The following is a 22076-nucleotide window of genomic DNA, read 5'->3' as shown; positions in this document are numbered from 1 at the left end:
CGCCGCTCCACCCCGCGCACATTCGCCGCTGTGATCCTGTACGACTACCCTTTCAACGAACGCATCCGCACCTATCTGCGGCTTGAACAGCTCTTCAGGCGACTGGTGGAGCTCGTACCCCGTACCCACTCGCTGGATCATCACTACGCGTTGCAGACCATCTTCGAGATCATGGATGTGGCCGCTCGCGCCGACATGAAATCTGATGTGCTCAAGGACATCGACCGGCACAAGCAGCAGCTCGCCGGCTACCGCGGCAACCCGATGATCTCCGAGGAAGTGCTCGACGGCGTGATCCAGCAACTGGACGATTGCTTCACCCAGCTCAGCCAGCTCGCTGGCAAAACCGGCCAGTCCCTCACGGAAAACGACTGGCTGATGAGCATCAGAAGCCGCATCGGCATACCGGGCGGCACCTGCGAATTCGACCTGCCCGCCTATTACCACTGGCAGCACCAGAGCGTCGAGGCCCGGCAAGCCGACCTGCACCGCTGGACGGTGCCACTGTCGCCTCTGGCAGAGGCCATTGTGCTTCTGCTGAAAATGCTGCGCGATTCCGGCTCAGCGCAAAAGGTCGTGGCGCCGGGCGGCCTCTTCCAGCTGACCCTGCCGCAGGGTCGCACATTCCAGTTGCTGCGGCTGCGAATCGATCCGGCGCTGGGCCTCATTCCAGAGATCAGCGGCAACCGGCTCATGCTTTCGGTGCGCCTGATGCGCCACGGCGAAGACGACAGGCTTCACCCGGCGCAGGAAGATGCCGCGTTTGAACTGACGCTCTGCGCCTGAGGCCTGAAGATGGACTCGAGCACCTCGAGCGCTCCCATCAAGACCGTGCGGTGTCCGGGCTGCGGTGGTCCCAGCGTGTATGGCCCCCAGAACGCGTATCGGCCGTTCTGCGGCGAGCGCTGCAAGCAAATGGATCTGGGCGCCTGGGCCAGCGAGAGTTTCAAACTGCCCGAAAAAGAGGGTCAAAGCGACCCCGGATTCGAGCAGAGCTGAGGCTCTGCCTCAGGTGCGCTGCTCGGCCGCCAGCCATTCCAGCACCGGTACCGTGCCCGGCAGCACCGGGGTGCAGCGCACCGGCAGGTGCTCCCAGGCGAATTGCTGGCCTTCGCGCATCTGCAACTCACCGGTCCAATCGCGCACCTTGCAGAAATGAAGTCGCACGAGGGCATGCGGGTAATCGACCAGAGACTGCTTCCAAAGATGCGCGGCGCCGATGGTCACCCCGATCTCTTCCTGCAATTCCCGACGCAACGCCTGCTCCACGCTTTCTCCGGCTTCAAACTTGCCACCCGGGAATTCCCAGTAGCCGGCGTACACCTTGCCCGGGGGGCGGCTGGTGAGCAGGTAGGCACCCGCCTTGTCGATGAGCAAGCCAACAGCCACGTCCACCACCTGGCGATCGGCCGGCCGCGGATGATCGCGGTCGGCGTCCACCACCAGGGTCGCGGTGCTCATTCGCCCTGACCGTGCGTGCCAGCGTAGTCGCGCGCGAACTGGTGCGCCACCCGACCACTGCGCGAACCCCGTTCGAGCGCCCACACCAACGCCAGAGGCCGCGCCGATTCGATCTCTGCCGATCCCACGCCCAGCGACGAGAGCCACTGGGCCACGATGGTGAGGTACTCGTCCTGGCTGAAGGGATAGAAACTCACCCACAGCCCGAAACGTTCAGAAAGCGAAATCTTCTCTTCCACCACCTCACCCGGGTGCACTTCGCCCTCTGAGGTGTGGGTGTAAGTGAGGTTCTCCTTCATGTACTCGGGCAGCAGGTGGCGGCGGTTGCTGGTGGCGTAGATCAGCACGTTGGGGCTGGCCGCCGACACCGAGCCGTCAAGAATGGATTTCAATGCCTTGTAGCCGGGCTCGCCGTCCTCGAAGCTCAGGTCGTCGCAGAAGACGATGAAGCGCTCTGGCCGATCGGTTACCACGTCCACGATGTCAGGCAGATCCACCAGATCGGATTTGTCGACCTCGATCAGGCGCAATCCCTGAGGTGCGTACTCGTTGAGGCAAGCGCGCACCAGAGACGATTTACCGGTACCGCGAGCGCCGGTCAGCAGCACGTTGTTGGCCGGCAGGCGCCGCACGAACTGCTCGGTGTTGCGCCGGATCTTTTCCTTCTGGCCGTCCACTTCTTTCAGGTCGCTGAGTGCCATGGCACCCACATGGCGCACCGGCTCCAGCACGCCATGGCCGCTGCTGCGCCTCCGGTAGCGCCAGGCCACTGCCTGCGTCCAGTCGGGCGCGGACATGGGCTGCGGCAACACTGCCTCGATGCGGGAGATAAGCTGCTCAGCGCGTTGCAGCAGATGCTCGAATTGCTCGTTCATGGGCGCGCTTCAGGAACGGTAGTCGGCGTTGATGGTGACGTAGTCGTGGCTGAGGTCGCAGGTCCACACGGTCTCGGAGGCCGTGCCACGACCCAGGCCGATGCGGACCAGGATTTCGGCCTGCTTCATCACGCGCTGCCCGTCTTCTTCGCGGTACTCAGGATGACGCCCCCCCGCGCTGACCACATGCACATCGCCCAGGTGCAGATCGATGGTGTCGACCTCCAGATCGTCGATGCCTGCATAACCCACGGCCGCGAGAATACGGCCGAGATTGGGGTCGCTGGCAAAGAAAGCGGTCTTTACCAGCGGTGAGTGCGCCACCGCATAGGCGGCTTTGAGGCACTCGGAAGAATCGCGTCCGCCGTCGACGCGAATGGTGATGAACTTGGTGGCGCCTTCGCCATCGCGAACGATGGCGTGCGCCAGGTGGCGCGCCACCTTGGTGAGCGCTGTGAGCAACGCCTGCCCGGAGGCACTGTCGAGGTCGGTGATGGGAGGGTGTCCGGCACGCCCCGTTGCCACCACCACGAAGGAGTCGTTGGTGCTGGTGTCGCCGTCGACCGTGACGCGGTTGAAGGACGCGTCGGCCAGGCGGCGCGCCAGGCCGTCCATCAAGTCCGGGGACACGCTGGCGTCGGTGGCCAGGAAGCCCAGCATGGTGGCCATGTTGGGCCGGATCATGCCGGCACCTTTGGCGATGCCCGTGGCACTGATGGCGTGGCCATCCACCTCGAAGCGCTGGCTGAACGCTTTGGGCAGGGTATCGGTGGTCATGATGCCCTGCGCGGCAGAAAGCCAGTGTTCACCCGTCTCGTCCTGCGGCGAGGCGGCATCGGCGAGGGCCTGAGGCAGCCCGGCCAGCAGGCGGTCCAGCGGCAAGGGTTCCATGATCACGCCGGTGGAGAACGGCAGCACCTGTTCGTGGTGCAGCCCGAGGGCACGCGCCAGCGCCGTGCAGGTCTGGCGCGCGGCGTCCAGTCCCGGTTCTCCGGTGCCGGCGTTGGCGTTGCCGGTGTTGATCACCATCGCGCGGATGGCCTGCCCGGAGGCAAGGTGGTCCCGGCAGACCTGTACCGGGGCTGCCGCGTAGCGGTTGCGGGTGAACACCGCACCGACCGCACAACCCTCTTCCAGCAGGAACACCGTGAGGTCTTTGCGGCCCACTTTGCGGATGCCCGCCTGAGTGACACCAATGCGAACACCTGCGATCGGGAGCAGATCGGATGCCTTGGGCATTTCGAGAAGAACCGGCATGAAAACTCCGTCAATGAATCTGGGTATTCGCGTTCAACTACGGTCGCGCGACCAGCGCAGCCGAACCGCGCGTCAGTCCAGCTTGCCGTGGCACAGTTTGAATTTCTTGCCACTACCACATGGGCAAGGATCGTTGCGCCCGACTCGGGGTACTGCGCCTTCTGGTCGCGCGGCGCTGGCAGCGGGCGCCTGCGAAATGCTCTCCACTTCACCGGTTTCGGTGGGCGCCGTGTAGGTCACATTGCCGATCTGCTCTGCGCGCTCCTCGAGCTTCTCCGCTGCCTCCGCCATTTGCTCGGCAGATTGAACGCGCACGTTCATGAGGATGCGGGTGACGTCGTTCTTCACGCTGTCGAGCAACTGACCGAACAGCACAAAGGCTTCGCGCTTGTACTCCTGCTTGGGTTGCTTTTGCGCATAGCCCCGCAGGTGGATGCCCTGTCGCAGGTAGTCCAGCGCAGAGAGGTGTTCGCGCCACTGGCTGTCGATGTTCTGCAGCAGCACCACGCGCTCGAACTGGGTGAAGTTTTCCTCACCCACGAGCTGCACCTTCTCGTCAAACGCTGCCTTGGCCGCAGCCAGCACGCGCTCGACGATCTCTTCAGCATCGATCGCTTCCGCGTCGGACACCCACGAAGTCACGGGTGCGTCCACCGCCCATTCTTCCTTCAACACCCGCTCCAGCGCCGGCAGGTCCCATTGTTCTTCCACGCTGCCTTCGGGCACGTGTGCGTGCACCAGGTCGGTGAAGCAGCCATCGCGCAGCGAATCGATCTGGGCACGCAGCGAGCTGGCGTCCAGGATGTCGTTTCGCTGCTGGTAGATGACCTTGCGCTGGTCATTGGAAACATCGTCGTATTCCAGCAATTGCTTGCGGATGTCGAAGTTGCGTGCCTCGACCTTGCGCTGGGCGCTCTCGATGCTCCGGGTGACGATGCCGGCTTCGATGGCTTCGCCCTCGGGCATCTTCAGCCGGTCCATGATGGCGCGCACCCGATCGCCCGCGAAGATGCGCATCAGCGAATCGTCCAGGCTCAGGTAAAAGCGCGATGAACCCGGATCACCCTGGCGGCCAGAACGGCCGCGCAGCTGGTTGTCGATGCGGCGCGACTCATGCCGCTCGGTCGCGATGATGCGCAGACCGCCGAGGGCCTTGACCTTTTCATGGTCTGCTTGCCAGTGCTGGCGCAGGCCCTCGATGCGGCTCACCTTCGTAGCGTCGTCGAGCGCCGGGTCGTTCTGGACGGCATCGACCATCTTCTCCAGGTTGCCACCGAGCACGATGTCGGTGCCGCGACCTGCCATGTTGGTGGCGATGGTGATGGCGCCAGGCCGGCCGGCCTGGATGATGATGTCGGCCTCGCGGGCGTGCTGTTTGGCGTTGAGCACCTCGTGCGGGAGCTTCTCGGCCTCCAGGAGGTTGGCGATGATCTCGGAGTTCTCGATCGACGACGTGCCCACCAGCACCGGCTGGCCGCGCTCGTGGCATTCGCGAATGTCCTCGATGGCCGCGACGTATTTTTCCTTGGTCGTCTTATAGACGCGATCGAGCTGGTCGCTTCGCTTGCTCGGCCGGTTCGGTGGAATCACCACCGTCTCCAGGCCGTAAATCTCCTGGAACTCGTAGGCTTCGGTGTCGGCCGTACCGGTCATGCCAGCGAGCTTGCCGTAGAGGCGGAAATAATTCTGGAAGGTGATGGAGGCCAGTGTCTGGTTCTCGGGCTGGATGGCCACGCCTTCCTTGGCTTCCACCGCCTGATGCAGACCGTCGCTCCAGCGGCGGCCCGACATTAGACGGCCTGTGAACTCGTCGACGATGACGATTTCACCGCCCTGATTCACGTAGTGCTGATCGCGGTGGTAAAGATGGTGCGCCTTGAGCGAGGTCACCAAATGGTGCAGCAGGGCAATGTTGGCAGGGTCGTAGAGTGAAGCGCCCTCGGGCAGCAGCCCTGCCTGGCTGAGCAGGCGTTCGGCGTTCTCATGCCCCTGCTCGGTCATGTGGATCGAATGCCCCTTCTCATCGACCGTGAAGTCGCCCGGCTTGATAACGCCTTCGCCGGTGCGCGGATCGGCCTCGCCCTCCTGGCGAATCAGGTGCGGCACCAGTTGCTTGATTGCCAGGTAAACCTGCGTCTGGTCTTCGGCCTGGCCGCTGATGATGAGCGGCGTGCGTGCTTCGTCAATCAGGATCGAGTCCACCTCGTCAACGATGGCGTAGTTGAGGCCGCGCTGCACGCGATCACCCGTTTCGTACACCATGTTGTCGCGCAGGTAGTCAAACCCGTACTCGTTGTTGGTGCCATAGGTGATGTCGCACCGGTACGAGGCCTGCTTTTCCTCGCGTGGCGCCTGGGGCAGGTTGATACCCACGGTGAGGCCGAGGAAGCTGTAGAGGCGCCCCATCCATTGCGCGTCGCGGCTGGCCAGGTAGTCATTGACCGTGACGACATGGACGCCCTTGCCCGTCAGCGCATTCAGGTACACCGGCAAGGTGGCGGTCAGCGTCTTGCCTTCACCGGTGCGCATTTCGGCCACCTTGCCATGGTGCAAGGCAAGACCGCCAACGAGCTGCACATCGAAATGGCGCATCTTCATCACCCGCTTGCTCGCCTCGCGCACGACCGCAAACGCTTCCGGCAGGATCGCCTCGAGCGTCTCGCCTTGTCCCAGCCGCTGCTTGAAGGCGTCCGTCTGGGCGCGCAGTTCGTCGTCGTTCAGTTTCTCGAACTTTGGCTCCAGCCCGTTGATGCGTTCGACCGTCTTGCGGTAGGTCTTGAGCAGGCGGTCATTGCGGCTACCGAAGATCTTGGTGAGAAAGGTTGTGGCCATACGTGCGGGCCTGCGCCGGACACCCTCGTGGATTCCGGGCAGACAGATGAATTGAGGAGGGCTCTTGCGAGCCCAAGGGAACCTGAGAGGCGGGAAACTAACCGGGATATGCCGTCGAACGCGGCGCTATCAAGAGCAAAGTGCGCATTTTACCCGGCACACCCAGCCGATTCAGGGCTTGCGCGGCCCAGGCCCGGGCGACTGAGCCGCCGCCACGCTTTCACCCGCCGCGAGGAAGCGCTGGGGATCCTGGGGTACCCCGGCGACCCACACCTCGAAATGCAGGTGGGGTCCGGTGGAACGGCCTGTCGAGCCGATTTCGGCAATTTTCTGCCCTCTTTTGACGATGTCGCCCTTCTTCACGAACACCTTGGACGCATGGGCGTACCGCGTAATGAGGTCGTTGCCATGGTCAACCTCCACCATGTTCCCATAGGCGAGGTGGTATTCCTGCACCACCACCACACCACCCGCGGCGGCCAGAATGGGCGTGCCCGGGTCGGCCGGAAAATCCAGGCCCGTGTGTAAAGCGGAGCGTCCGGTGATGGGATCGATGCGGAAGCCGAATCGCGATCCCACCGACACGCCAGCCACCGGTTGCTCGGTAGGCACCATGGTGCTCTGGATCTTCTGGTCGAACAGCCGCGATTCCACCACCGTGAGCCAATCGACCCGCGAACCGCTGGTCTGGTCGATGCGGTCGAGTGCGCCCATCAGCTCGTCCATGCTCAGTTCACGGGCGCCCACCAGCGCACCACCGGCACCGGGCTTGGGCTTGAGTTCGCTCGGGCTCAGGCCTGCCAGGCCCGCAACGCGTTCTCCCAACGAGTCGATCTGAACCATGCGGGCTTGCATTTCACCCAGCTTGCGGGCCATGGCGTCAAGATTGGCGCGCATGTACGCGTCTTGAGAATTGAACTGGTCCTGATGGACGAGGCGCGCCACGGGAGCAAACCCTGGCCAGCCCTGACGCACACCTTCAAGGAAGACCCAGTGGTAGGTGGCGATGGCACCAAGCATCAGAAGCGCCGAAGCAAGCGCACCCGCCACGACGAGCTTGAAGCCACTCAGGTGCATGGCCCGGCTTTTCGCCAGCCAGGCATCCGTGATAATGATGTGCAAGTCTTCACCTTTCCTGGAACCCGAACCTCACCGGGCCTCCACCACCGAATGTCCACCGCCCCACGAAGCTCCACCATGCTCAGTCTTGAGCAGGCCGTGGGGGCGGCGCCTTCACTTGCTCTACTGCAGGAGCGCATCCGCGAATCCCGATGGTGTCTGGACCAGGTACAACACCTGATCCCCCCAAACTTGCGCCCTCATGTACTCGCCGGGCCATTGCAGGATCAAGAGTGGTGCCTGCTGGTACCCAGCGCATCCGCCTCCACCAAACTGAGGCAATTGCTGCCCGCGCTGCAACTGACTTTGACCCAGAGGGGTGCGCAGGTTAACGCAATCCGAATCAAAGTCCAAACACTGGGGCGATGAGCGTGTCACCGTGGCGCCCAGGCGGCGCAGCGCCATGTCGTGGTGCCGCTTGTCTGACTCGAACAGACGACCTATCGCTTACAAGGCGATTGCTCTACCAACTGAGCTAAAGCGGCGCAGGGTCGCAGATTTTACTTGACCCGTTTCAGCTGCGGCCTGCCGCCCGGCCGGTCAGGCCCTTTCGGGGGCGGAGGCGGCGCCTCTCCCTGCTGACCGGCAGGAGCCGTTTCACTCGGAACGGACCTCAGTGGAACGCCGCGGGACGCATCGGCGATCGGCTCCTGCGGCTTGTCCTCAGCGGGGTCAATGGCGCGCGACGGCTCGCCCGGCGAAGCAACAACCAGCTGCGTGGAAGGCGCGGGCGCTGGAAAGGCCATGCCTTGCCCGTTTTCACGTGCGTAGATCGCAATCACATGCGTGACCGGCACGATGATCTCGCGCGCCACTCCTCCAAACCTGGCTTTGAACTCGATGAATTCATTGCCCAGCTTGAGCGCACTGGTGGCGTCCATGCTCACGTTGAGCACAATTTCCCCGTTCTTGACGAATTCCATCGGCACCCGCACCGAGGCATCGACCTGCACCGCGATGTAGGGCGAGAACCCGTTGTCGGCGCACCATTCGTGCAGAGCACGAATGAGGTAAGGCCTGGTGGAAGGGACTTCCGGTTCGAAGGAGCTCATGTAGAAAACGCGGGCGGGAGCCGGTTACTTGCGCATGACCTTCTCGGACGGTGTGAGCGCTTCGATGTAGGCCGGGCGCGAGAAGATGCGCTCGGCGTACTTGAGCAGCGGCGCCGCGTTCTTGCTCAGCTCGATGCCATAGAAGTCCAGGCGCCAGAGCAAGGGAGCGATCGCCACGTCGAGCATGGAGAAGTTGTCGCCCAGCATGAACTTGTTCTTCAGGAACACCGGAGCGAGCTGGGTGAGCCGGTCGCGAATGTGCGAACGGGCCTTTTCGAGGGCTTTCTCGTTGCCTTTGCTGCTGCGCGACTCCAGCATGGAGACGTGGGTGAACAGCTCTTTCTCGAAGTTGAGCAGGAACAGACGCACGCGGGCGCGATCCACTGGGTCCCCAGGCATCAGCTGGGGGTGCGGGAAACGCTCGTCGATGTATTCGTTGATGATGTTTGACTCATACAGAATCAGGTCGCGCTCCACGAGGATGGGCACCTGGCCGTACGGGTTCATCACGCTGATGTCCTCGGGCTTGTTGTAGAGGTCCACATCCCGGATCTCGAAATCCATGCCTTTTTCGAACAGCACGAAACGGCAGCGGTGGGAATAGGGGCAGGTGGTACCCGAATACAAGACCATCATGAGGGAGTCTCCTTAAAGCAAAAACAGTGGCTTGCTTCCATGCCTTGAGGGCACTGCAAACCACTGTGGGACGGGCGACTCGGCGCGGTGGCCGAACCAGCCGGATCGGTTACTTACTTGACGTCTTTCCAGAACGAAGCGTTCAGGCGCCAGGCGATGACGGTGAAAGTGGCCAGGAACAGCAACACCCAGACACCAATGCGAACACGGTTGTTCTGATTGGGTTCGGCCATCCACTGCAGGTAGGCCACAAGATCTCCCACGTTGTTGTCGTACGCTGCCTGGCTCATCGTGCCGGGCTTCACCACATCCCAACCCTTGACCTTGTCCACCTCGTGGCCATGGCTCATCACCTTCTCGTACACCGGCCGGCGCTCGCCCTGCAGCTCCCAAAGCGGATGCGGCATGCCGATGTTGGGGAAGGCGAGATTGTTCCAACCCGTGGGCTTGGTGTCATCGCGGTAGTAGGTGCGCAGCAAGGTGTAGACGTAGTCCGCACCGGTACCAGCACCACTGGAGCGTGAGCGTGCGATGAGGGTGAGATCGGGCGGATTGACGCCGAAGAACTGCTTGGCCTGCTTCGGATCGATCGACGCTTTCATCGTGTCGCCGATCTTGTCGGTGGCGAATACCAGGTTTTCACTGATCTGCTTCTCGGTCAGGCCGATGTCGCGCAGCCGGTTGTAGCGCATGAAGGCTGCCGAATGGCAGCTCAGGCAGTAGTTGACGAACAGCTTGGCGCCATTCTGCAAGGCCGCCATGTCGTTGGTGCGCGCTGGCGCCTTGTCCAGGGGAATGCCGCCGCCGGCGGCCAGGGCTGCACCCGACATGCCCAGGGCCAGCATGAAGCCCACGAGGATTTTTTTCATTTGCTTGACTCTCCGGATTGGCTCTGTGGGGTTCAGTGAGGCTGGAAGGTGACGCGGTCCGGCACCGGCTTGAATTCGCCGATGCGGCTCCACCAGGGCATCAGGAGGAAGAAACCGAAGTAGAACAGCGTACCGACCTGGGAGACGCGCTCGCCCACCGGCGAAGGCGGCAACACCCCGAGGTAGCCCAGAATCAGGAAGTTGATCACGAACACCGTGTAGAGCCACTTGTTCCAGCTCGGGCGGTAGCGGATCGACTTGACCGGGCTGTGGTCGAGCCAGGGCAGGAAGAACAGGATGATGACGGCGCCACCCATGGCCACCACGCCCCAGAACTTGGCATCGATGGACATCATGAGTGCTACCAGAAGCACCGCACCGACCACGATACCCAGCTTGATGGCGCCTGACACCTTGGCTTTCATGGCACCCAAAGCCGCCGCCAGAACGACGATCACCACAAGGGCGAGCATCATTTCAGTGGTGATGGCACGCAGCATGGAATAGAACGGCGTGAAGTACCAGACCGGTGCGATGTGCAGCGGCGTGACCAGCGGATCGGCGGGTATGAAGTTGTTGTATTCGAGGAAGTAGCCGCCGAACTCAGGTGCGAAGAAGATGATGGCGGAGAAGGCCATCAGGAACACCGTGACGCCGAGCAGGTCGTGCACGGTGTAGTACGGATGGAAAGGAATGCCGTCCAGCGGCTTGCCGGAAGCGTCCTTCTTGGCCTTGATTTCGACGCCGTCGGGGTTGTTGGAGCCCACTTCGTGCAGCGCAATGATGTGCGCCACCACCAGGCCCAGCAGCACCAGCGGCACGGCGATGACGTGGAAGCTAAAGAAGCGGTTGAGGGTGGCGTCGCCCACCACGTAGTCGCCGCGGATCAACAGGGCGAGGTCGGGGCCGATGAATGGAATGGCAGCGAACAGGTTCACGATCACCTGGGCGCCCCAGTAGGACATCTGACCCCAGGGCAGCAGGTAACCCATGAACGCCTCGGCCATGAGGCAGAGGAAGATGGCGCAGCCAAACACCCAGACGAGCTCGCGCGGCTTGCGGTAGCTGCCGTAAATCAGGCCACGGAACATGTGCATGTAGACCACGACGAAGAACGCCGAGGCGCCGGTGGAGTGCATGTAGCGGATCAGCCAGCCCCAGGGCACATCGCGCATGATGTATTCAACCGAGGCGAAAGCCAGCGCTGCGTCTGGCTTGTAATGCATCACCAGGAAGATGCCGGTCACGATCTGGATCACCAGCACCAGCAAAGCCAGTGAGCCGAAGAAGTACCAGAAGTTGAAGTTCTTTGGCGCGTAGTACTCGGCCAGATGCTCGTTGTAGAGCTTGGAAAGCGGGAACCGGTTGTCGATCCAGTTCAGGGCTTTCTGACCGATCGGTGCGTCGGGGGATATTTCTTTGAATTCAGCCATGGGATGCCTTCTTGGTCCGTTGTCTGCCAGTGCCGAGGGGCTCAGGCCTGCTTGTCTTCACCCACCAACAGCGTGGTGTCGGACAGGTAGTAGTGCGGAGGTACTTCCAGGTTGTCCGGGGCGGGCTTGTTCTTGAAGACACGGCCAGCCACATCGAAGGTGGAACCGTGGCAAGCGCACAGGAAGCCGCCCTTCCAGTCGTCCGGCAGCGAGGGCTGCGGGCCGGCGGTGAGCCTGTCACCGGGCGAGCAACCCAGATGGGTACAGATGCCGACGGTAACCAGGTATTCAGGCTTGATCGAACGGTGACGGTTCTTGGCGTACTCGGGCGTGGGGTAGGCGGTACGGTCCGAGTTCGGATCGGCCAGTTGGCCTTCGATGGTTTCAAGAGCAGCCAGCTGCTCGGGTGTGCGACGCAGAATCCACACCGGCTTGCCGCGCCATTCCACCACAATTTTTTCGCCGGGCTGGATGCCAGCGATGTCCACTTCGACGGCGGCGCCGGCAGCCCTGGCGCGCTCGGAAGGCTGGAAGGTGCTCACAAAGGGCACGGCGACGGCGGCTGCGCCAACGCCACCCATGGCGCAGGAGGTGATCAGCCAGGTTCGGCGGCTGCGATCGACGGTCGCGCCAGCGGATGCTTCACTCATGGGGATCTTTCAATGAGGTACGGTCGGGGACACTAGGGACAACCCGGCATTGTACTGGAGCGCCAGAAGCCAATTCGGGCTTGCCGGGGTACCCGACTGGAGTATTTCGGCGAGCCGGCAGCAGTGCCTTTGCAGCCCGGCGCCTTCTGCACGGCCTGTGTGAAAATGCAGCGCGAATCGTTCAATCAACCGACGCTTGGAGGACACCATGGGCATGATGCAGGAATTCAAGGAATTTGCGGTCAAGGGCAATGTCATCGATCTGGCCGTGGGCGTCATCATCGGCGGGGCGTTTGGCAAGATCGTCACCTCGATGGTGGAAGACATCATCATGCCCGTCGTGGGAGCGATTTTCGGTAACCTCGATTTCACCAATCTCTACATCGCCTTGGGCAAAGTGCCTGAGGGCACTGCGCCGACGCTGGCTGCCCTGAAGACCGCTGGCGTGCCCACCCTGGCCTATGGCAGTTTCATCACGGTGGCGCTGAACTTCGCCATCATGGCCTTCATCATTTTCCTGATGGTCAAGCAGATCAACCGGCTCAAGCGCGAGGCCCCGGCCGCGCCACCCGCACCGGCGGCTCCTTCGGAAGACGTGCTGCTGCTGCGTGAAATCCGCGACAGCCTCAAGAGGTAAGCCCCACCTTCAGGGTGCTGTCGCATCCATCGCGGCGTCCAGCGCAGCGAGCAAGCTGGCTGCGCTGGCGCGGCCTGTGCCAGCCAGATCAAAGGCAGTGCCATGGTCCGGGCTGGTGCGCACGAACGGCAACCCCAGCGTGGTGTTTACGCCGTAGTCGAGCCCCAGCAGCTTGACCGGTATCAGGCCCTGGTCGTGGTACATGGCGACCACCACATCAAATTCGCCCTGAAGGGCACGCATGAACACCGTGTCGGGTGCGTGGGGTCCGCTGGCGCCGATGCCTGCGCTGCGAGCCATCGACACGGCGGGCGCGATGACCTCGATCTCCTCGCGACCAAACAGCCCGCCCTCCCCCGCGTGCGGGTTCAGCCCGGCCACGGCAATGCGCGCGTTTGCTGTGCCCAGGCGCTGGAAGTAGGCATGGGTGATTTCGATGGTTTGCAACACCTGCGCTGTGGTGACCGCGTCGATCGCCAGCCGCAACGAAATGTGAATGCTCACCAGCACAGTGCGCAGGTCCGTGCTGCTCAACATCATGCGAACCGGCATGGCACTGACGGGCAGGCCGGCGTGCTCAGCCGCCAGCGCCTGCAAGAGCTCAGTGTGGCCGGGGTGCAGGACGCCCGCCTGCGCCAAAGCTTCTTTGTGGATGGGGGCTGTGACCACCGCGCGGGCCTCTTGCCGCAAGGCAGAAAGTGCGGCAAATCGAATGCAGTCTGCGGCGGCTCGACCAGCCCGTGCGTCCACCTGGCCCAAACTCACCGGCCCATCCAGCGTGCAAGCCTGCACCACCGCCATACAACCCGGTGGCACGACGGGCAGGTCGGCCAGCGTCTCGATCTGCGCCAGCATCAGCCCGCCGGCGCCCGCATCGGGCGCGGTGATGCGCAAGGCGCGCTGCAATGTCGGCACGTCACCGGCCACCAGCACCTGGCGCAAAAGGTCTGGTCGCTCACGAAATGCCTTGGCCACGATCTCCGGGCCAATGCCAGCAGGGTCGCCCATGCTCAAGATCACGGGCCGGATCGCGGATGGAGACATGGTGCGCCTCAGGCCGGGTTGTCGATGTCGATGAACACGTGCGAAAGCCCCAGCTGCGCTGCCACATGAGCCCCGACGGCCGGGGCGCCATAGCGCTCGGAAGCGTGGTGACCGCACGCGATGTACGCCACGCCGCTTTCGCGCGCGTAGTGCGCCTGGGGCTCGGAAATCTCCCCGGTGATGAACACGTCTGCGCCAGCGGCAATCGCCGATTCGAAGTAGCCCTGTGCTCCACCCGTGCACAAGGCCACCCGGCGAATCGGGCGGTCGGGCTCGGCCACCAGCGTCACCGCCCTGCCCAGCTGTTTTGCAACGTGATCGGCCAGCTGCGAGGCAGAAGAAGCCTCGCGCTCGCCTAGAAAACCCAGCGACTGGTCGCCAAAGCGGCCGCGCGCATCTGGAAAAATATCTACGCCCAGACGAAGCGCCAGCTGGGCGTTGTTGCCCAGTTCCGGGTGCGCATCCAGGGGCAGGTGGTAAGCAAACAAGTTGACCTCGTGGGCCAGAAGAAGCGAGAGGCGTTGCTTCATCCACCCGGTGACCCGGCCATCCTGACCGCGCCAGAACAGCCCGTGGTGCACCAGGATGGCATCGGCACCTTGCTCGATGGCCGCTTCAATCAGCGCCCGGCTGGCCGTGACGCCGCTCACCAGCGTACCCACCGCCTCGCGCCCCTCCACCTGCAGGCCGTTCGGGCCGTAGTCCTTGAACGACGCCGGCTGAAGCAGCTGGTCCAGCGCGTGGGTCAGGTCGGTGCGAGAGACAGTTGGCATGGGCAAAGTGAAAAGTTGCAATGCGGTCAGGCGGCCCCCATTCTGACACCCGTCTCGCAGCAGGCCTGCCGGCGCAAAGTCAGCGCTTGCGCCACTTGATTGCATGGTTGGCGCACCCATTTGCGGGACAATACGATTCGCGAAACGGATCCAGGCCGGCCGGCAACCGGACCGCTTCGCGTCAACCCGCCCGCGCCCCTACATGAAACGTCTCTGGCTTCTTTTCGCCCAAACCGTCACCGTGGCCGTGGCAGCGCTGTTCGTCGTGGCCACCTTGCAACCCCAGTGGCTGGGCCGCGCGTCAAGCGTGGGATCGGTGGTGCCCGTGCTGCAGGCTCCTTCGACAACGCCCGCAGAAGGAGCGGCTTCCGGCAGTTTTCGTGCCGCGGCGAAGGCGGCATCTGCCGCCGTGGTCAGCATCAACACCAGCAAGGCGCCGCTGAACAACCCGCAGAGCGCTGATCCCTGGTTCCGCTTCTTTTTTGGCGATCAGGCACCCTCGCAGCAGCAGAGCGGTCTGGGTTCTGGTGTCATCGTGAGCCCGGCTGGCTATGTGCTGACCAACAACCATGTGATCGAGGAAGCGGACGAGATCGAGGTGATCCTGAACGACGGCCGCAAGGCGGTGGCCCAGGTGATCGGCACCGACCCTGAAACCGATCTGGCGATCCTGAAAATCAACCTGACCGACCTGCCCGTGATCACCCTTGGCAATTCAGATGCCCTGGAAATTGGCGATCAGGTGCTGGCCATCGGCAACCCCTTCGGCGTGGGGCAGACGGTGACCAGCGGCATCGTGAGCGCGCTCGGGCGCACCCAGCTGGGTATCAACACGTTTGAGAACTTCATTCAGACCGACGCCGCCATCAACCCGGGCAATTCCGGGGGTGCTCTCGTTGATGTCAACGGCCACTTGATGGGCATCAACACGGCCATTTACTCGCGCTCGGGCGGCTCCATGGGCATCGGGTTCGCCATTCCCACCTCCACCGCGCGCAGCGTGATGGAGGCGATCGTGAAAGATGGGCAGGTGACGCGTGGATGGATCGGGGTGGAACCGCAGGACTTGGGCCCTGAACTGGCCGAGAGCTTTGGTCTCGCACCAGGCAGCGGCGTCATCATCACCGGCGTGCTGCAGAACGGCCCCGCCGCTCAGGCCGGCATCAAGCCAGGTGATGTGATCACCGCAGTGGCCGGGCGCAACGTGACCAACGTGGCGCAACTGCTGTCTGCTGTGGCCAACCTGTCACCGGGCACGGCTGCCTCGCTGGATGTGGTGCGCAAGGAAGGCAAGGTGCAAGTGCAGGTCACGCCGGGCCGTCGCAATTTGCCGAGACAGGCCGCGCCGCGCTGAACCCATCTCTTCAGGACGCGGTGGTTTCCTTTTCCGCGTCTTCCTCAGGCTTGGCTGCGCTCTTGATGAACCAGTGAGCGCCCCAGATGCCGAGCTCATAGAGCAGGCACATGGGCACGGCCAGCGCCAGTTGGGATATGACGTCGGGTGGAGTCACCACCGCCGCGATGACGAACGCCACCACGATGAAGTAGCCGCGAAACTCCCTGAGCTTCTGCACGGTGACCATGTTCATCTTGACCAGCAACACGACCACGATGGGCACCTGAAAGGCCAGACCGAAAGCCAGGTACAGCGAAAGGATCGCCTCGACATAGGAGGCGATATCGGGCGTGGCGGCCACGCTGGCAGGCGTGAACTTCTGGATGAAGCCGAACATCTTGTCCAGCACGAAGAACTGCACAAACGCAATGCCGGTGTAGGCCAGCAGACTGCCCAGAACAATCAGGGGAATCGCGAAGCGCTTTTCATGGCTGTAAAGACCGGGCGCCACAAAGGCCCACACCTGGTACATCCACCAAGGCAGCGACAGCAGCAGCGCCGCCATGGCAAGGACCTTGATGGGGACGAAGAAAGGCGAAAAAACCCCCACGGCGATGAGTTTCGCGTCCGGCGGCATGTGGGCACGAATGGGCACCGCAATCAGGTCGATCAGGCCGCTGGGGCCCGGCCAGAATGCCAACAGGGCCATGCAGATCGCCAGACCCACGATGCCGTAGAGCAGTCGATCGCGCAGCTCCTTCAGGTGCTGGACAAAAGGCTGCTCGGAACCGGCGAGTTCGTCGGTGGAATCTTTGGAGTCGGACATCAACGAGGGGCGGAATTGGAGCGTGGCCGGAAGCGGGCCACACGGGCCGCACCCGACTGGGTGCGGGTGCGCACACCAGCACGGGCCTTGTACCACTGCGGCATGGCACCTTGCTTGAGGCGCCAGTTTTTCTTGGGGTGCTTGTAAACGGGGGGCTCCAGCGATCCCAGCGCGGCGCTGCTGTCGTAGGAACTGGACGCACCGTCCAACCCGGCTGTGGCATCGGACCACGATTTCTCGAAATCGCTGGCACCACTCTGCACAGAAGATTCCATATCGCGAGCGGCCTCGGTCACGGAGTCTTTCATCTTCTTGAGCTCTTCGAGCTCCATGGAACGACTGACTTCGGCCTTCACGTCGGAGACGTAGCGCTGCGCCTTGCCCAGCAAGGCCCCCACAGTGCGAGCGACGCGCGGAAGTTTCTCGGGGCCAATGACGATCAACGCCACTGCCCCGATGAGTGCAAGCTTGGAAATGCCCAGGTCAATCATGCGAACACCGTCCTGGCGGCCATGTCATCGGGTGAACGCCTTGCGCCGATCGGCGGCGCATCAGCTCTTCTGCTTGGCTTCGACGTCGATGGCGTTCTTGTCGGCGCGGGCTTCCTGGGTCACTTGCCCAGGCGGGGTGGAAGTAGTGTCGGCGGGGTTCTGGCCGCCTTCCTTGATGCCGTCCTTGAAGCCCTTGACGGCCCCACCCAGATCGGAACCGATGTTTTTGAGCTTCTTGGTGCCGAACACCATCACGACGATCAGCAGCACGATCAGCCAGTGCCAGATGGAAAACGAACCCATGGATATCTCCAGACTTGAATAAAAGTAGCGACAGGCGCTGTGGGTGGGATTCTAAGCCCGGGCAGGAGTTCAGCCCCCTTTGCGCAAGGCACTGACAGCACTGGCGGGGGGGTATTCAGCCGCGAAGCCAGGGCCGGGGGCCACCCATCACATGCCAATGGAGGTGTTGAACTTCCTGGCCGCCTTCGATGCCCGTGTTGCACACCATGCGAAATCCGCCTTCGGGGTATGGATTGCAGCCTTCCTGCAGGGCCAGACGCGGAGCAAGCACCATCATACGGCCCATCAGGCGCTCATGCTCGGGACTCACCTGGGCCATGGAAGGGAGGTGGAGCTTGGGCACCATCAGGAAGTGCACGGGCGCCCACGGATGAATGTCATGGAAGACAAAAACGTCGTCGTCTTCGTAGATCTTGCGGGATGGAATCTGGCCGGCAATGATCTTGCAAAAGATGCAGTTCGGGTCGTGGTCGCTCATGGTTCAGGATGGCATGGGGCGGTTCGCGTTCATGCGAACCATGCCTTTGACAATGCGGTAGAGAAACCAGATGGAAATGACGCACCAGGCAATCCAGCCGGGGATGAAGAACAACAGCCAAAGTGGCGCGGTGACGAGGTAAAGCACACCGGCCCAGATCACGGTACGAATCCGCCATGAGAAATGGCTGGCCTGCCAGGTGCCTTCAGCATCGCCTTTTTTCACGAGGTCGATGACCAGGGCGATGACCAGCAGCCCAGCGCTGGCCTGTGCGCCGGGCATCACCGCTGCCACAGCCACGATCAGGTGCAGGATGTAGCTGATCCAGCCCACCGTCTTGAGGGATTGGGCCATTTCGCTGTCCACAGCTTCTACGTCGATGATGTCGCTCATGCCGGCCTCCTTCAGATTGATGACGGACCCGCTGCGGCTTCGCGCTGCAGCACCTTGCGCATGGCTTTCTCCTCAAGCCCACTCAAACCCTCGCGGCGCACCAGTTCGGCCACCACATCCGCTGGCCCGAGGTTGTAGTGCGCGAGCGCAATCATGCAATGGAACCAGAGATCGGCAGTCTCGTTCACCAGCTTCTGGGGGTCGCCGCCGTGTTCGAGGTCCTTGGCGGCCATGACGACTTCCGTCGCCTCTTCGCCAATTTTCTTCAGGAACGTGTCTGGGCCTTTGTGCAGAAGGCGAGCCACGTAACTTTTTTCGGGATCGCCGCCGTTGCCGGGCTTGCGGCCTTCGATCACGGCAGCCAGTCGCGCCAAATCGTCTGTGGTGGACATGGTGGACCTATCTGTAGATGGATTCCGGATCCTTGAGCACCGGTTCGACGGGGCTCCAGCGATCGCGTTCAAGCTTCTGGAAAAAGCAACTGTGGCGGCCGGTGTGGCAGGCAATGCCGGGCTCGTGCCCGAGCTGGGTCACCTTGAGCAGCACCACGTCGTTGTCGCAATCCATGCGGATGTCGTGCACGGTCTGCACGTGCCCCGATTCTTCGCCTTTGAACCAGAGTCGATTGCGCGAGCGGCTGAAATACACCGCACGGCCCAGCTCGGCGGTCTTCTGCAGGGCTTCGCGGTTCATCCAGGCGAACATGAGCACATCGCCGGTGGCGGCTTCCTGTGCAATCACCGGCACCAGGCCTTGCGCGTCCCACTTCACTTCGTCTAGCCAGTTCATGGCGGGAATCTACCATGCGCTTGCGTCTGGACACATCTACCGAAATGAATGCCGTTAGGATGGTCCGGATCCCCCCCAACAGAACGCCCAAGGACTTCCCATGAAACTTCGCACCCTGCTCCTGGTCGTCTTCATCTTGCTCATCGCGGGCTTCGTCGCCCTGAACTTTGAACAGATCCTGCTTCCTACACCGCTCAACTTCGGCGTCACGCAGGTGCAGGCGCCTCTGGGGCTCGTGTTGCTGGGCCTGCTGGCACTGGTGCTGGTGGTGTTTCTGGCCGCGCTGGTTTATTCCCAAACCCTGCACATGATGGAAGTGCGCCGCATCACCCGCGATGCCGCCGACCAGCGAACGCTGGCCGACAAGGCCGAGGCCTCGCGTTTCACCGAGCTGCGTCAGTACCTGCAGACGGAGTTGCAAGCCACCGCAGCGCGCGAGCGGGAGCTTGCCGACAAGGCGAACCTGAAACTGGACCAGGTGCAAGCGGCACTCACGCAGGTGATCGAGCAGACCGGCAATGGTCTGGGCGCCAGCATCGGAGAGCTGGAAGACCGGCTCGAGCGCCAGAGCCTGCCGCGCAGCACACCGCTCTGAACGTCAGCGGCTCAGAGCCGCACGGGAATACCACGCTCGGCCATGCGGGCTTTGGCTTGCGCCACGGTGAATTCGCCGTAGTGGAAGATGCTGGCGGCCAGCACCGCGTCGGCGCCGCCTTGTTGCACGCCGTCCGCGAGGTGATCCAGATTGCCCACGCCGCCAGACGCAATGACCGGCACGTCCACGGCGTCGGCCACCGCACGCGTCAAAGCCAGATCGAAGCCGGCCTTGGTGCCGTCACGGTCCATGCTGGTCAGCAGAATTTCTCCGGCGCCGTGTTCGGCCATCTGCCGAGCCCAGGCCACCGCGTCCAATCCGGTGTTCTTGCGTCCGCCGTGGCTGTAAACATCCCAGCCCTCACCGCGCTCACTCAGGTCGCTGCCCTGGCGCCGCTTGGCATCAATGGCGACCACGATGCACTGCGAGCCGTACTTGGCAGAGGCGTCAATAATGACCTGCGGATTGGCAATGGCGGCGGAATTGAAGCTGGTCTTGTCGGCGCCTGCGTTGAGCAGGCGGCGCACGTCTTCCACCGTGCGAACACCGCCACCCACCGTGAGTGGAATGAAGACCTGCGAAGCCACGGCCTCGATGATGTGCAGGATCAGGTCGCGACCGTCGGAAGTGGCCGTGATGTCCAGGAAGGTCAGTTCGTCTGCGCCTTGATCGTTGTAGCGAGCGGCGATCTCGACCGGGTCGCCCGCATCGCGCAGTTCGACAAAGTTCACCCCCTTGACCACTCGGCCACCGGTAACGTCAAGGCAGGGAATGATGCGTTTGGCGAGCATTTCAACCGTTCAATTCGTCGGCCAATTGCTGGGCGGCTTCAAAGTCCAGATCACCGCTGTAAATGGACCGACCGCAGATCACGCCCTCGACACCCTCGTCCTCGACGGCACACAGCGCGCGAATGTCCTCCAGGTTGGACAGCCCCCCTGAAGCGATCACGGGAATGGACAGCGCCTGAGCCAGCTTCACGGTGGCGTCGATGTTGATGCCGGAGAGCATGCCGTCGCGGCCGATGTCGGTGTAGATGATGCCTTCGACGCCGTAGTCCTCGAACTTCTTGCCCAGGTCGACCACCTCGTGGCCGGTGAGCTTGCTCCAGCCGTCGGTGGCAACCTTGCCATCTTTTGCATCAAGCCCGACGATGATGTGCCCGCCGAATGCGGTGCACGCGTCCTGCAGGAAGCCCGGGTTCTTCACCGCAGCGGTGCCGATGATCACATAGCGCAGCCCGGCATCGAGGTAACGCTCGATGGTGTCGAGGTCGCGGATGCCGCCGCCCAGCTGCACGTCCACCTCAGCACCGACTTCCTTCAGGATGGCGCGAATCGCCTGCTCGTTCTTCGGCTTGCCGGCGAAGGCGCCGTTGAGGTCCACCAGGTGCACGCGGCGCGCACCCTTGTTGACCCAGTTGCGGGCCATCGCCGCCGGGTCTTCACCGAACACAGTGGATTGGTCCATGTCGCCCTGTTTGAGGCGAACGCACTGGCCGTCTTTCAGATCAATGGCAGGAATCAGCAGCATGATGATGTGATGTCAGTGAAGGCAGAAGGGCTCAGGGATTCCAGGACAGGAAATTGCGGTAAAGCGCCAGACCCTGATCGGCACTTTTCTCGGGGTGAAACTGGGTAGCAAAAATGTTATCGCGAGCAATCGCAGCCGCAAAGCGGTCGCCATAGTCGGCTTCGCCCACGGTATGCACGGCCTGGACTGGCCGAGCATAGAAGCTGTGCACAAAATAAAAATAGGCGCCTTCCCCTATGCCGCTCCAGAGCGGATGCACTGGGCGCCCGAGCTCGTGAAACACCGGGTTCCATCCCATTTGCGGCACCTTGAAGCGGCTGCCGTCGGGCTGCAGGCGGCCCTCCAGGCGAAAGCGAACGACCTCGCCCGGGATCAGCCCCAGGCCATCGGTAGGCCCTTCTTCGCTGCGGTCGAGCAGCATCTGCATGCCCACGCACACACCAAAAAGCGGCTTGTTTGCGGCGGCATGCAGCACGGAAGCCAGCAGGCCGGAAGCAGCGAGTTCCCGCATGCAATCGCCCATGTGGCCCTGACCCGGCAGCACCACACGATCGGCGTCGAACACCTCTTGCGCGTTCGATGTGACACGCACGTCCACATCTTCCGCACGCGCCACGTGCTGCACCGCCTGCGATACCGAGCGCAGGTTCCCGCTGCCGTAGTCCACCACGGCGACTGTCTTGCGTTTCATGGC

At 62.8% G+C, this 22076-nt stretch carries 27 protein-coding genes and 1 tRNA gene; 5 read left to right on the top strand and 23 right to left on the bottom strand.

What is annotated here, in order from left to right; genetic code table 11:
- The first annotated feature begins 30 nt into the window (after positions 1-30).
- Both zapD and CAP37_RS02475 read left to right on the top strand, forming a co-directional pair.
- Positions 31-786 (top strand): cell division protein ZapD, encoded by a 756-nt coding sequence (zapD, locus tag CAP37_RS02480; protein ID WP_086122711.1) that lies wholly within the window; start codon positions 31-33, stop codon positions 784-786.
- A gap of 9 nt (positions 787-795) precedes the next feature.
- Positions 796-999 carry a DNA gyrase inhibitor YacG gene (locus tag CAP37_RS02475; protein ID WP_086122710.1) on the top strand — a complete coding sequence of 68 codons (204 nt, stop codon included), beginning with the start codon at positions 796-798 and terminating at the stop codon, positions 997-999.
- Between the two features lie 9 nt (positions 1000-1008).
- Here CAP37_RS02475 and CAP37_RS02470 read toward each other — a convergent pair whose 3' ends face one another.
- From CAP37_RS02470 to petA, 11 genes are all read right to left on the bottom strand, one after another.
- The gene (locus CAP37_RS02470; protein WP_086122709.1) at positions 1009-1461 is read right to left on the bottom strand and encodes an NUDIX domain-containing protein; all 453 of its coding nucleotides are present in this window, start codon (positions 1459-1461) and stop codon (positions 1009-1011) included.
- A complete protein-coding gene (locus CAP37_RS02465; protein WP_086122708.1) occupies positions 1458-2336 on the bottom strand; it encodes an ATP-binding protein in 879 nt (292 codons plus the stop codon). Before CAP37_RS02465 ends, CAP37_RS02470 begins: the two co-directional genes overlap by 4 nt.
- Positions 2337-2345: 9 nt before the next feature.
- The gene (gene argJ, locus CAP37_RS02460) at positions 2346-3593 is read right to left on the bottom strand and encodes a bifunctional glutamate N-acetyltransferase/amino-acid acetyltransferase ArgJ (protein WP_086122707.1); all 1248 of its coding nucleotides are present in this window, start codon (positions 3591-3593) and stop codon (positions 2346-2348) included.
- Between the two features lie 72 nt (positions 3594-3665).
- Positions 3666-6425: a preprotein translocase subunit SecA gene (gene secA, locus CAP37_RS02455; protein ID WP_086122706.1), complete on the bottom strand. Its 2760-nt coding sequence runs from the start codon at positions 6423-6425 to the stop codon at positions 3666-3668.
- A gap of 171 nt (positions 6426-6596) precedes the next feature.
- Positions 6597-7547 carry a M23 family metallopeptidase gene (locus tag CAP37_RS02450; RefSeq protein WP_179190113.1) on the bottom strand — a complete coding sequence of 317 codons (951 nt, stop codon included), beginning with the start codon at positions 7545-7547 and terminating at the stop codon, positions 6597-6599.
- A 406-nt stretch (positions 7548-7953) separates the two neighbouring features.
- Positions 7954-8029, bottom strand: a tRNA-Thr gene (locus CAP37_RS02440).
- Positions 8030-8044: 15 nt separating this feature from the next.
- Complete coding sequence (locus tag CAP37_RS02435) at positions 8045-8596, bottom strand: ClpXP protease specificity-enhancing factor (RefSeq protein WP_086122705.1); 552 nt, start codon at positions 8594-8596, stop codon at positions 8045-8047.
- A gap of 24 nt (positions 8597-8620) precedes the next feature.
- Positions 8621-9232, bottom strand: coding sequence for a glutathione S-transferase N-terminal domain-containing protein (locus CAP37_RS02430; protein ID WP_086122704.1), 612 nt, complete (start codon positions 9230-9232; stop codon positions 8621-8623).
- Positions 9233-9345: 113 nt separating this feature from the next.
- Entirely contained in the window at positions 9346-10101 is a 756-nt protein-coding gene (locus CAP37_RS02425) for a cytochrome c1 (RefSeq protein WP_086122703.1), read from the bottom strand.
- 32 nt (positions 10102-10133) lie between these two features.
- Positions 10134-11534 carry a cytochrome bc complex cytochrome b subunit gene (locus tag CAP37_RS02420; RefSeq protein WP_086122702.1) on the bottom strand — a complete coding sequence of 467 codons (1401 nt, stop codon included), beginning with the start codon at positions 11532-11534 and terminating at the stop codon, positions 10134-10136.
- Positions 11535-11575: 41 nt separating this feature from the next.
- The gene (petA, locus tag CAP37_RS02415) at positions 11576-12184 is read right to left on the bottom strand and encodes a ubiquinol-cytochrome c reductase iron-sulfur subunit (RefSeq protein ID WP_086122701.1); all 609 of its coding nucleotides are present in this window, start codon (positions 12182-12184) and stop codon (positions 11576-11578) included.
- A 208-nt stretch (positions 12185-12392) separates the two neighbouring features.
- On the opposite strand from petA, the gene mscL reads away from it, so the two are divergent.
- The gene (mscL, locus tag CAP37_RS02410; protein ID WP_086122700.1) at positions 12393-12821 is read left to right on the top strand and encodes a large conductance mechanosensitive channel protein MscL; all 429 of its coding nucleotides are present in this window, start codon (positions 12393-12395) and stop codon (positions 12819-12821) included.
- Between the two features lie 9 nt (positions 12822-12830).
- Here mscL and pdxA read toward each other — a convergent pair whose 3' ends face one another.
- Together pdxA and CAP37_RS02400 are read right to left on the bottom strand one after the other, a co-directional pair.
- Entirely contained in the window at positions 12831-13865 is a 1035-nt protein-coding gene (gene pdxA / locus CAP37_RS02405) for a 4-hydroxythreonine-4-phosphate dehydrogenase PdxA (protein WP_086122699.1), read from the bottom strand.
- Positions 13866-13873: 8 nt separating this feature from the next.
- The gene (locus tag CAP37_RS02400) at positions 13874-14638 is read right to left on the bottom strand and encodes a Nif3-like dinuclear metal center hexameric protein (RefSeq protein ID WP_086122698.1); all 765 of its coding nucleotides are present in this window, start codon (positions 14636-14638) and stop codon (positions 13874-13876) included.
- 202 nt (positions 14639-14840) lie between these two features.
- On the opposite strand from CAP37_RS02400, the gene CAP37_RS02395 reads away from it, so the two are divergent.
- The gene (locus CAP37_RS02395) at positions 14841-15992 is read left to right on the top strand and encodes a S1C family serine protease (RefSeq protein WP_086122697.1); all 1152 of its coding nucleotides are present in this window, start codon (positions 14841-14843) and stop codon (positions 15990-15992) included.
- Positions 15993-16002: 10 nt separating this feature from the next.
- On the opposite strand, the gene tatC is transcribed toward CAP37_RS02395, so the two are convergent.
- The 7 genes from tatC to hisI all read right to left on the bottom strand — a co-directional run bounded on the left by tatC (position 16003) and on the right by hisI (position 19263).
- Positions 16003-16800, bottom strand: coding sequence for a twin-arginine translocase subunit TatC (gene tatC, locus CAP37_RS02390; protein ID WP_086122696.1), 798 nt, complete (start codon positions 16798-16800; stop codon positions 16003-16005).
- Positions 16800-17291 carry a Sec-independent protein translocase protein TatB gene (gene tatB / locus CAP37_RS02385; protein WP_086122695.1) on the bottom strand — a complete coding sequence of 164 codons (492 nt, stop codon included), beginning with the start codon at positions 17289-17291 and terminating at the stop codon, positions 16800-16802. The genes tatC and tatB overlap by 1 nt, the downstream gene beginning before the upstream one ends.
- 60 nt (positions 17292-17351) lie before the next feature.
- Positions 17352-17594, bottom strand: coding sequence for a Sec-independent protein translocase subunit TatA (gene tatA, locus CAP37_RS02380; RefSeq protein WP_086122694.1), 243 nt, complete (start codon positions 17592-17594; stop codon positions 17352-17354).
- Positions 17595-17709: 115 nt separating this feature from the next.
- Positions 17710-18072: a histidine triad nucleotide-binding protein gene (locus tag CAP37_RS02375; protein WP_086122693.1), complete on the bottom strand. Its 363-nt coding sequence runs from the start codon at positions 18070-18072 to the stop codon at positions 17710-17712.
- Between the two features lie 3 nt (positions 18073-18075).
- On the bottom strand, positions 18076-18465 hold the full coding sequence (locus CAP37_RS02370) for a hypothetical protein (protein WP_086122692.1): 390 nt from the start codon (positions 18463-18465) through the stop codon (positions 18076-18078).
- An 11-nt stretch (positions 18466-18476) separates the two neighbouring features.
- Complete coding sequence (locus tag CAP37_RS02365; RefSeq protein WP_086122691.1) at positions 18477-18857, bottom strand: phosphoribosyl-ATP diphosphatase; 381 nt, start codon at positions 18855-18857, stop codon at positions 18477-18479.
- A 7-nt stretch (positions 18858-18864) separates the two neighbouring features.
- The gene (gene hisI, locus CAP37_RS02360) at positions 18865-19263 is read right to left on the bottom strand and encodes a phosphoribosyl-AMP cyclohydrolase (protein ID WP_179190218.1); all 399 of its coding nucleotides are present in this window, start codon (positions 19261-19263) and stop codon (positions 18865-18867) included.
- Between the two features lie 91 nt (positions 19264-19354).
- On the opposite strand from hisI, the gene CAP37_RS02355 reads away from it, so the two are divergent.
- The gene (locus tag CAP37_RS02355; RefSeq protein ID WP_086122689.1) at positions 19355-19849 is read left to right on the top strand and encodes a hypothetical protein; all 495 of its coding nucleotides are present in this window, start codon (positions 19355-19357) and stop codon (positions 19847-19849) included.
- 11 nt (positions 19850-19860) lie between these two features.
- Here the strand turns inward: CAP37_RS02355 and hisF are convergent, their stop codons facing one another.
- Genes hisF through hisH form a run of 3 tightly spaced genes read right to left on the bottom strand, consistent with a single transcriptional unit; the run spans position 19861 to position 22073 of the window.
- Positions 19861-20640, bottom strand: a complete 780-nt coding sequence (gene hisF / locus CAP37_RS02350; protein WP_086122688.1) for an imidazole glycerol phosphate synthase subunit HisF — start codon at positions 20638-20640, stop codon at positions 19861-19863.
- Position 20641: 1 nt separating this feature from the next.
- A complete protein-coding gene (gene hisA, locus CAP37_RS02345; RefSeq protein WP_086122687.1) occupies positions 20642-21382 on the bottom strand; it encodes a 1-(5-phosphoribosyl)-5-[(5-phosphoribosylamino)methylideneamino]imidazole-4-carboxamide isomerase in 741 nt (246 codons plus the stop codon).
- 31 nt (positions 21383-21413) lie between these two features.
- Positions 21414-22073, bottom strand: a complete 660-nt coding sequence (gene hisH, locus CAP37_RS02340; protein ID WP_086122686.1) for an imidazole glycerol phosphate synthase subunit HisH — start codon at positions 22071-22073, stop codon at positions 21414-21416.
- Between the last annotated feature and the right edge of the window lie 3 nt (positions 22074-22076).

Origin of the sequence: Hydrogenophaga sp. IBVHS1, assembly GCF_002127265.1 — a bacterium.
In the GTDB taxonomy this organism is placed as follows: domain Bacteria; phylum Pseudomonadota; class Gammaproteobacteria; order Burkholderiales; family Burkholderiaceae_C; genus Hydrogenophaga.
Note: the sequence above shows the minus strand (reverse complement) of the source record. Positions and strands in the feature narration are given on the sequence as shown.

Coding starts and splice junctions, on each gene's coding strand:
- CAP37_RS02475 (WP_086122710.1), top strand. CDS start 796: ATGGACTCGAGCACCTCGAGCGCTCCCATCAAGACCGTGCGGTGTCCG.
- CAP37_RS02470 (WP_086122709.1), bottom strand. CDS start 1,461: ATGAGCACCGCGACCCTGGTGGTGGACGCCGACCGCGATCATCCGCGG.
- CAP37_RS02465 (WP_086122708.1), bottom strand. CDS start 2,336: ATGAACGAGCAATTCGAGCATCTGCTGCAACGCGCTGAGCAGCTTATC.
- argJ (WP_086122707.1), bottom strand. CDS start 3,593: ATGCCGGTTCTTCTCGAAATGCCCAAGGCATCCGATCTGCTCCCGATC.
- secA (WP_086122706.1), bottom strand. CDS start 6,425: ATGGCCACAACCTTTCTCACCAAGATCTTCGGTAGCCGCAATGACCGC.
- CAP37_RS02435 (WP_086122705.1), bottom strand. CDS start 8,596: ATGAGCTCCTTCGAACCGGAAGTCCCTTCCACCAGGCCTTACCTCATT.
- CAP37_RS02430 (WP_086122704.1), bottom strand. CDS start 9,232: ATGATGGTCTTGTATTCGGGTACCACCTGCCCCTATTCCCACCGCTGC.
- CAP37_RS02425 (WP_086122703.1), bottom strand. CDS start 10,101: ATGAAAAAAATCCTCGTGGGCTTCATGCTGGCCCTGGGCATGTCGGGT.
- CAP37_RS02420 (WP_086122702.1), bottom strand. CDS start 11,534: ATGGCTGAATTCAAAGAAATATCCCCCGACGCACCGATCGGTCAGAAA.
- petA (WP_086122701.1), bottom strand. CDS start 12,184: ATGAGTGAAGCATCCGCTGGCGCGACCGTCGATCGCAGCCGCCGAACC.
- mscL (WP_086122700.1), top strand. CDS start 12,393: ATGGGCATGATGCAGGAATTCAAGGAATTTGCGGTCAAGGGCAATGTC.
- pdxA (WP_086122699.1), bottom strand. CDS start 13,865: ATGTCTCCATCCGCGATCCGGCCCGTGATCTTGAGCATGGGCGACCCT.
- CAP37_RS02400 (WP_086122698.1), bottom strand. CDS start 14,638: ATGCCAACTGTCTCTCGCACCGACCTGACCCACGCGCTGGACCAGCTG.
- CAP37_RS02395 (WP_086122697.1), top strand. CDS start 14,841: ATGAAACGTCTCTGGCTTCTTTTCGCCCAAACCGTCACCGTGGCCGTG.
- tatC (WP_086122696.1), bottom strand. CDS start 16,800: ATGTCCGACTCCAAAGATTCCACCGACGAACTCGCCGGTTCCGAGCAG.
- tatB (WP_086122695.1), bottom strand. CDS start 17,291: ATGATTGACCTGGGCATTTCCAAGCTTGCACTCATCGGGGCAGTGGCG.
- tatA (WP_086122694.1), bottom strand. CDS start 17,594: ATGGGTTCGTTTTCCATCTGGCACTGGCTGATCGTGCTGCTGATCGTC.
- CAP37_RS02375 (WP_086122693.1), bottom strand. CDS start 18,072: ATGAGCGACCACGACCCGAACTGCATCTTTTGCAAGATCATTGCCGGC.
- CAP37_RS02370 (WP_086122692.1), bottom strand. CDS start 18,465: ATGAGCGACATCATCGACGTAGAAGCTGTGGACAGCGAAATGGCCCAA.
- CAP37_RS02365 (WP_086122691.1), bottom strand. CDS start 18,857: ATGTCCACCACAGACGATTTGGCGCGACTGGCTGCCGTGATCGAAGGC.
- CAP37_RS02355 (WP_086122689.1), top strand. CDS start 19,355: ATGAAACTTCGCACCCTGCTCCTGGTCGTCTTCATCTTGCTCATCGCG.
- hisF (WP_086122688.1), bottom strand. CDS start 20,640: ATGCTCGCCAAACGCATCATTCCCTGCCTTGACGTTACCGGTGGCCGA.
- hisA (WP_086122687.1), bottom strand. CDS start 21,382: ATGCTGCTGATTCCTGCCATTGATCTGAAAGACGGCCAGTGCGTTCGC.
- hisH (WP_086122686.1), bottom strand. CDS start 22,073: ATGAAACGCAAGACAGTCGCCGTGGTGGACTACGGCAGCGGGAACCTG.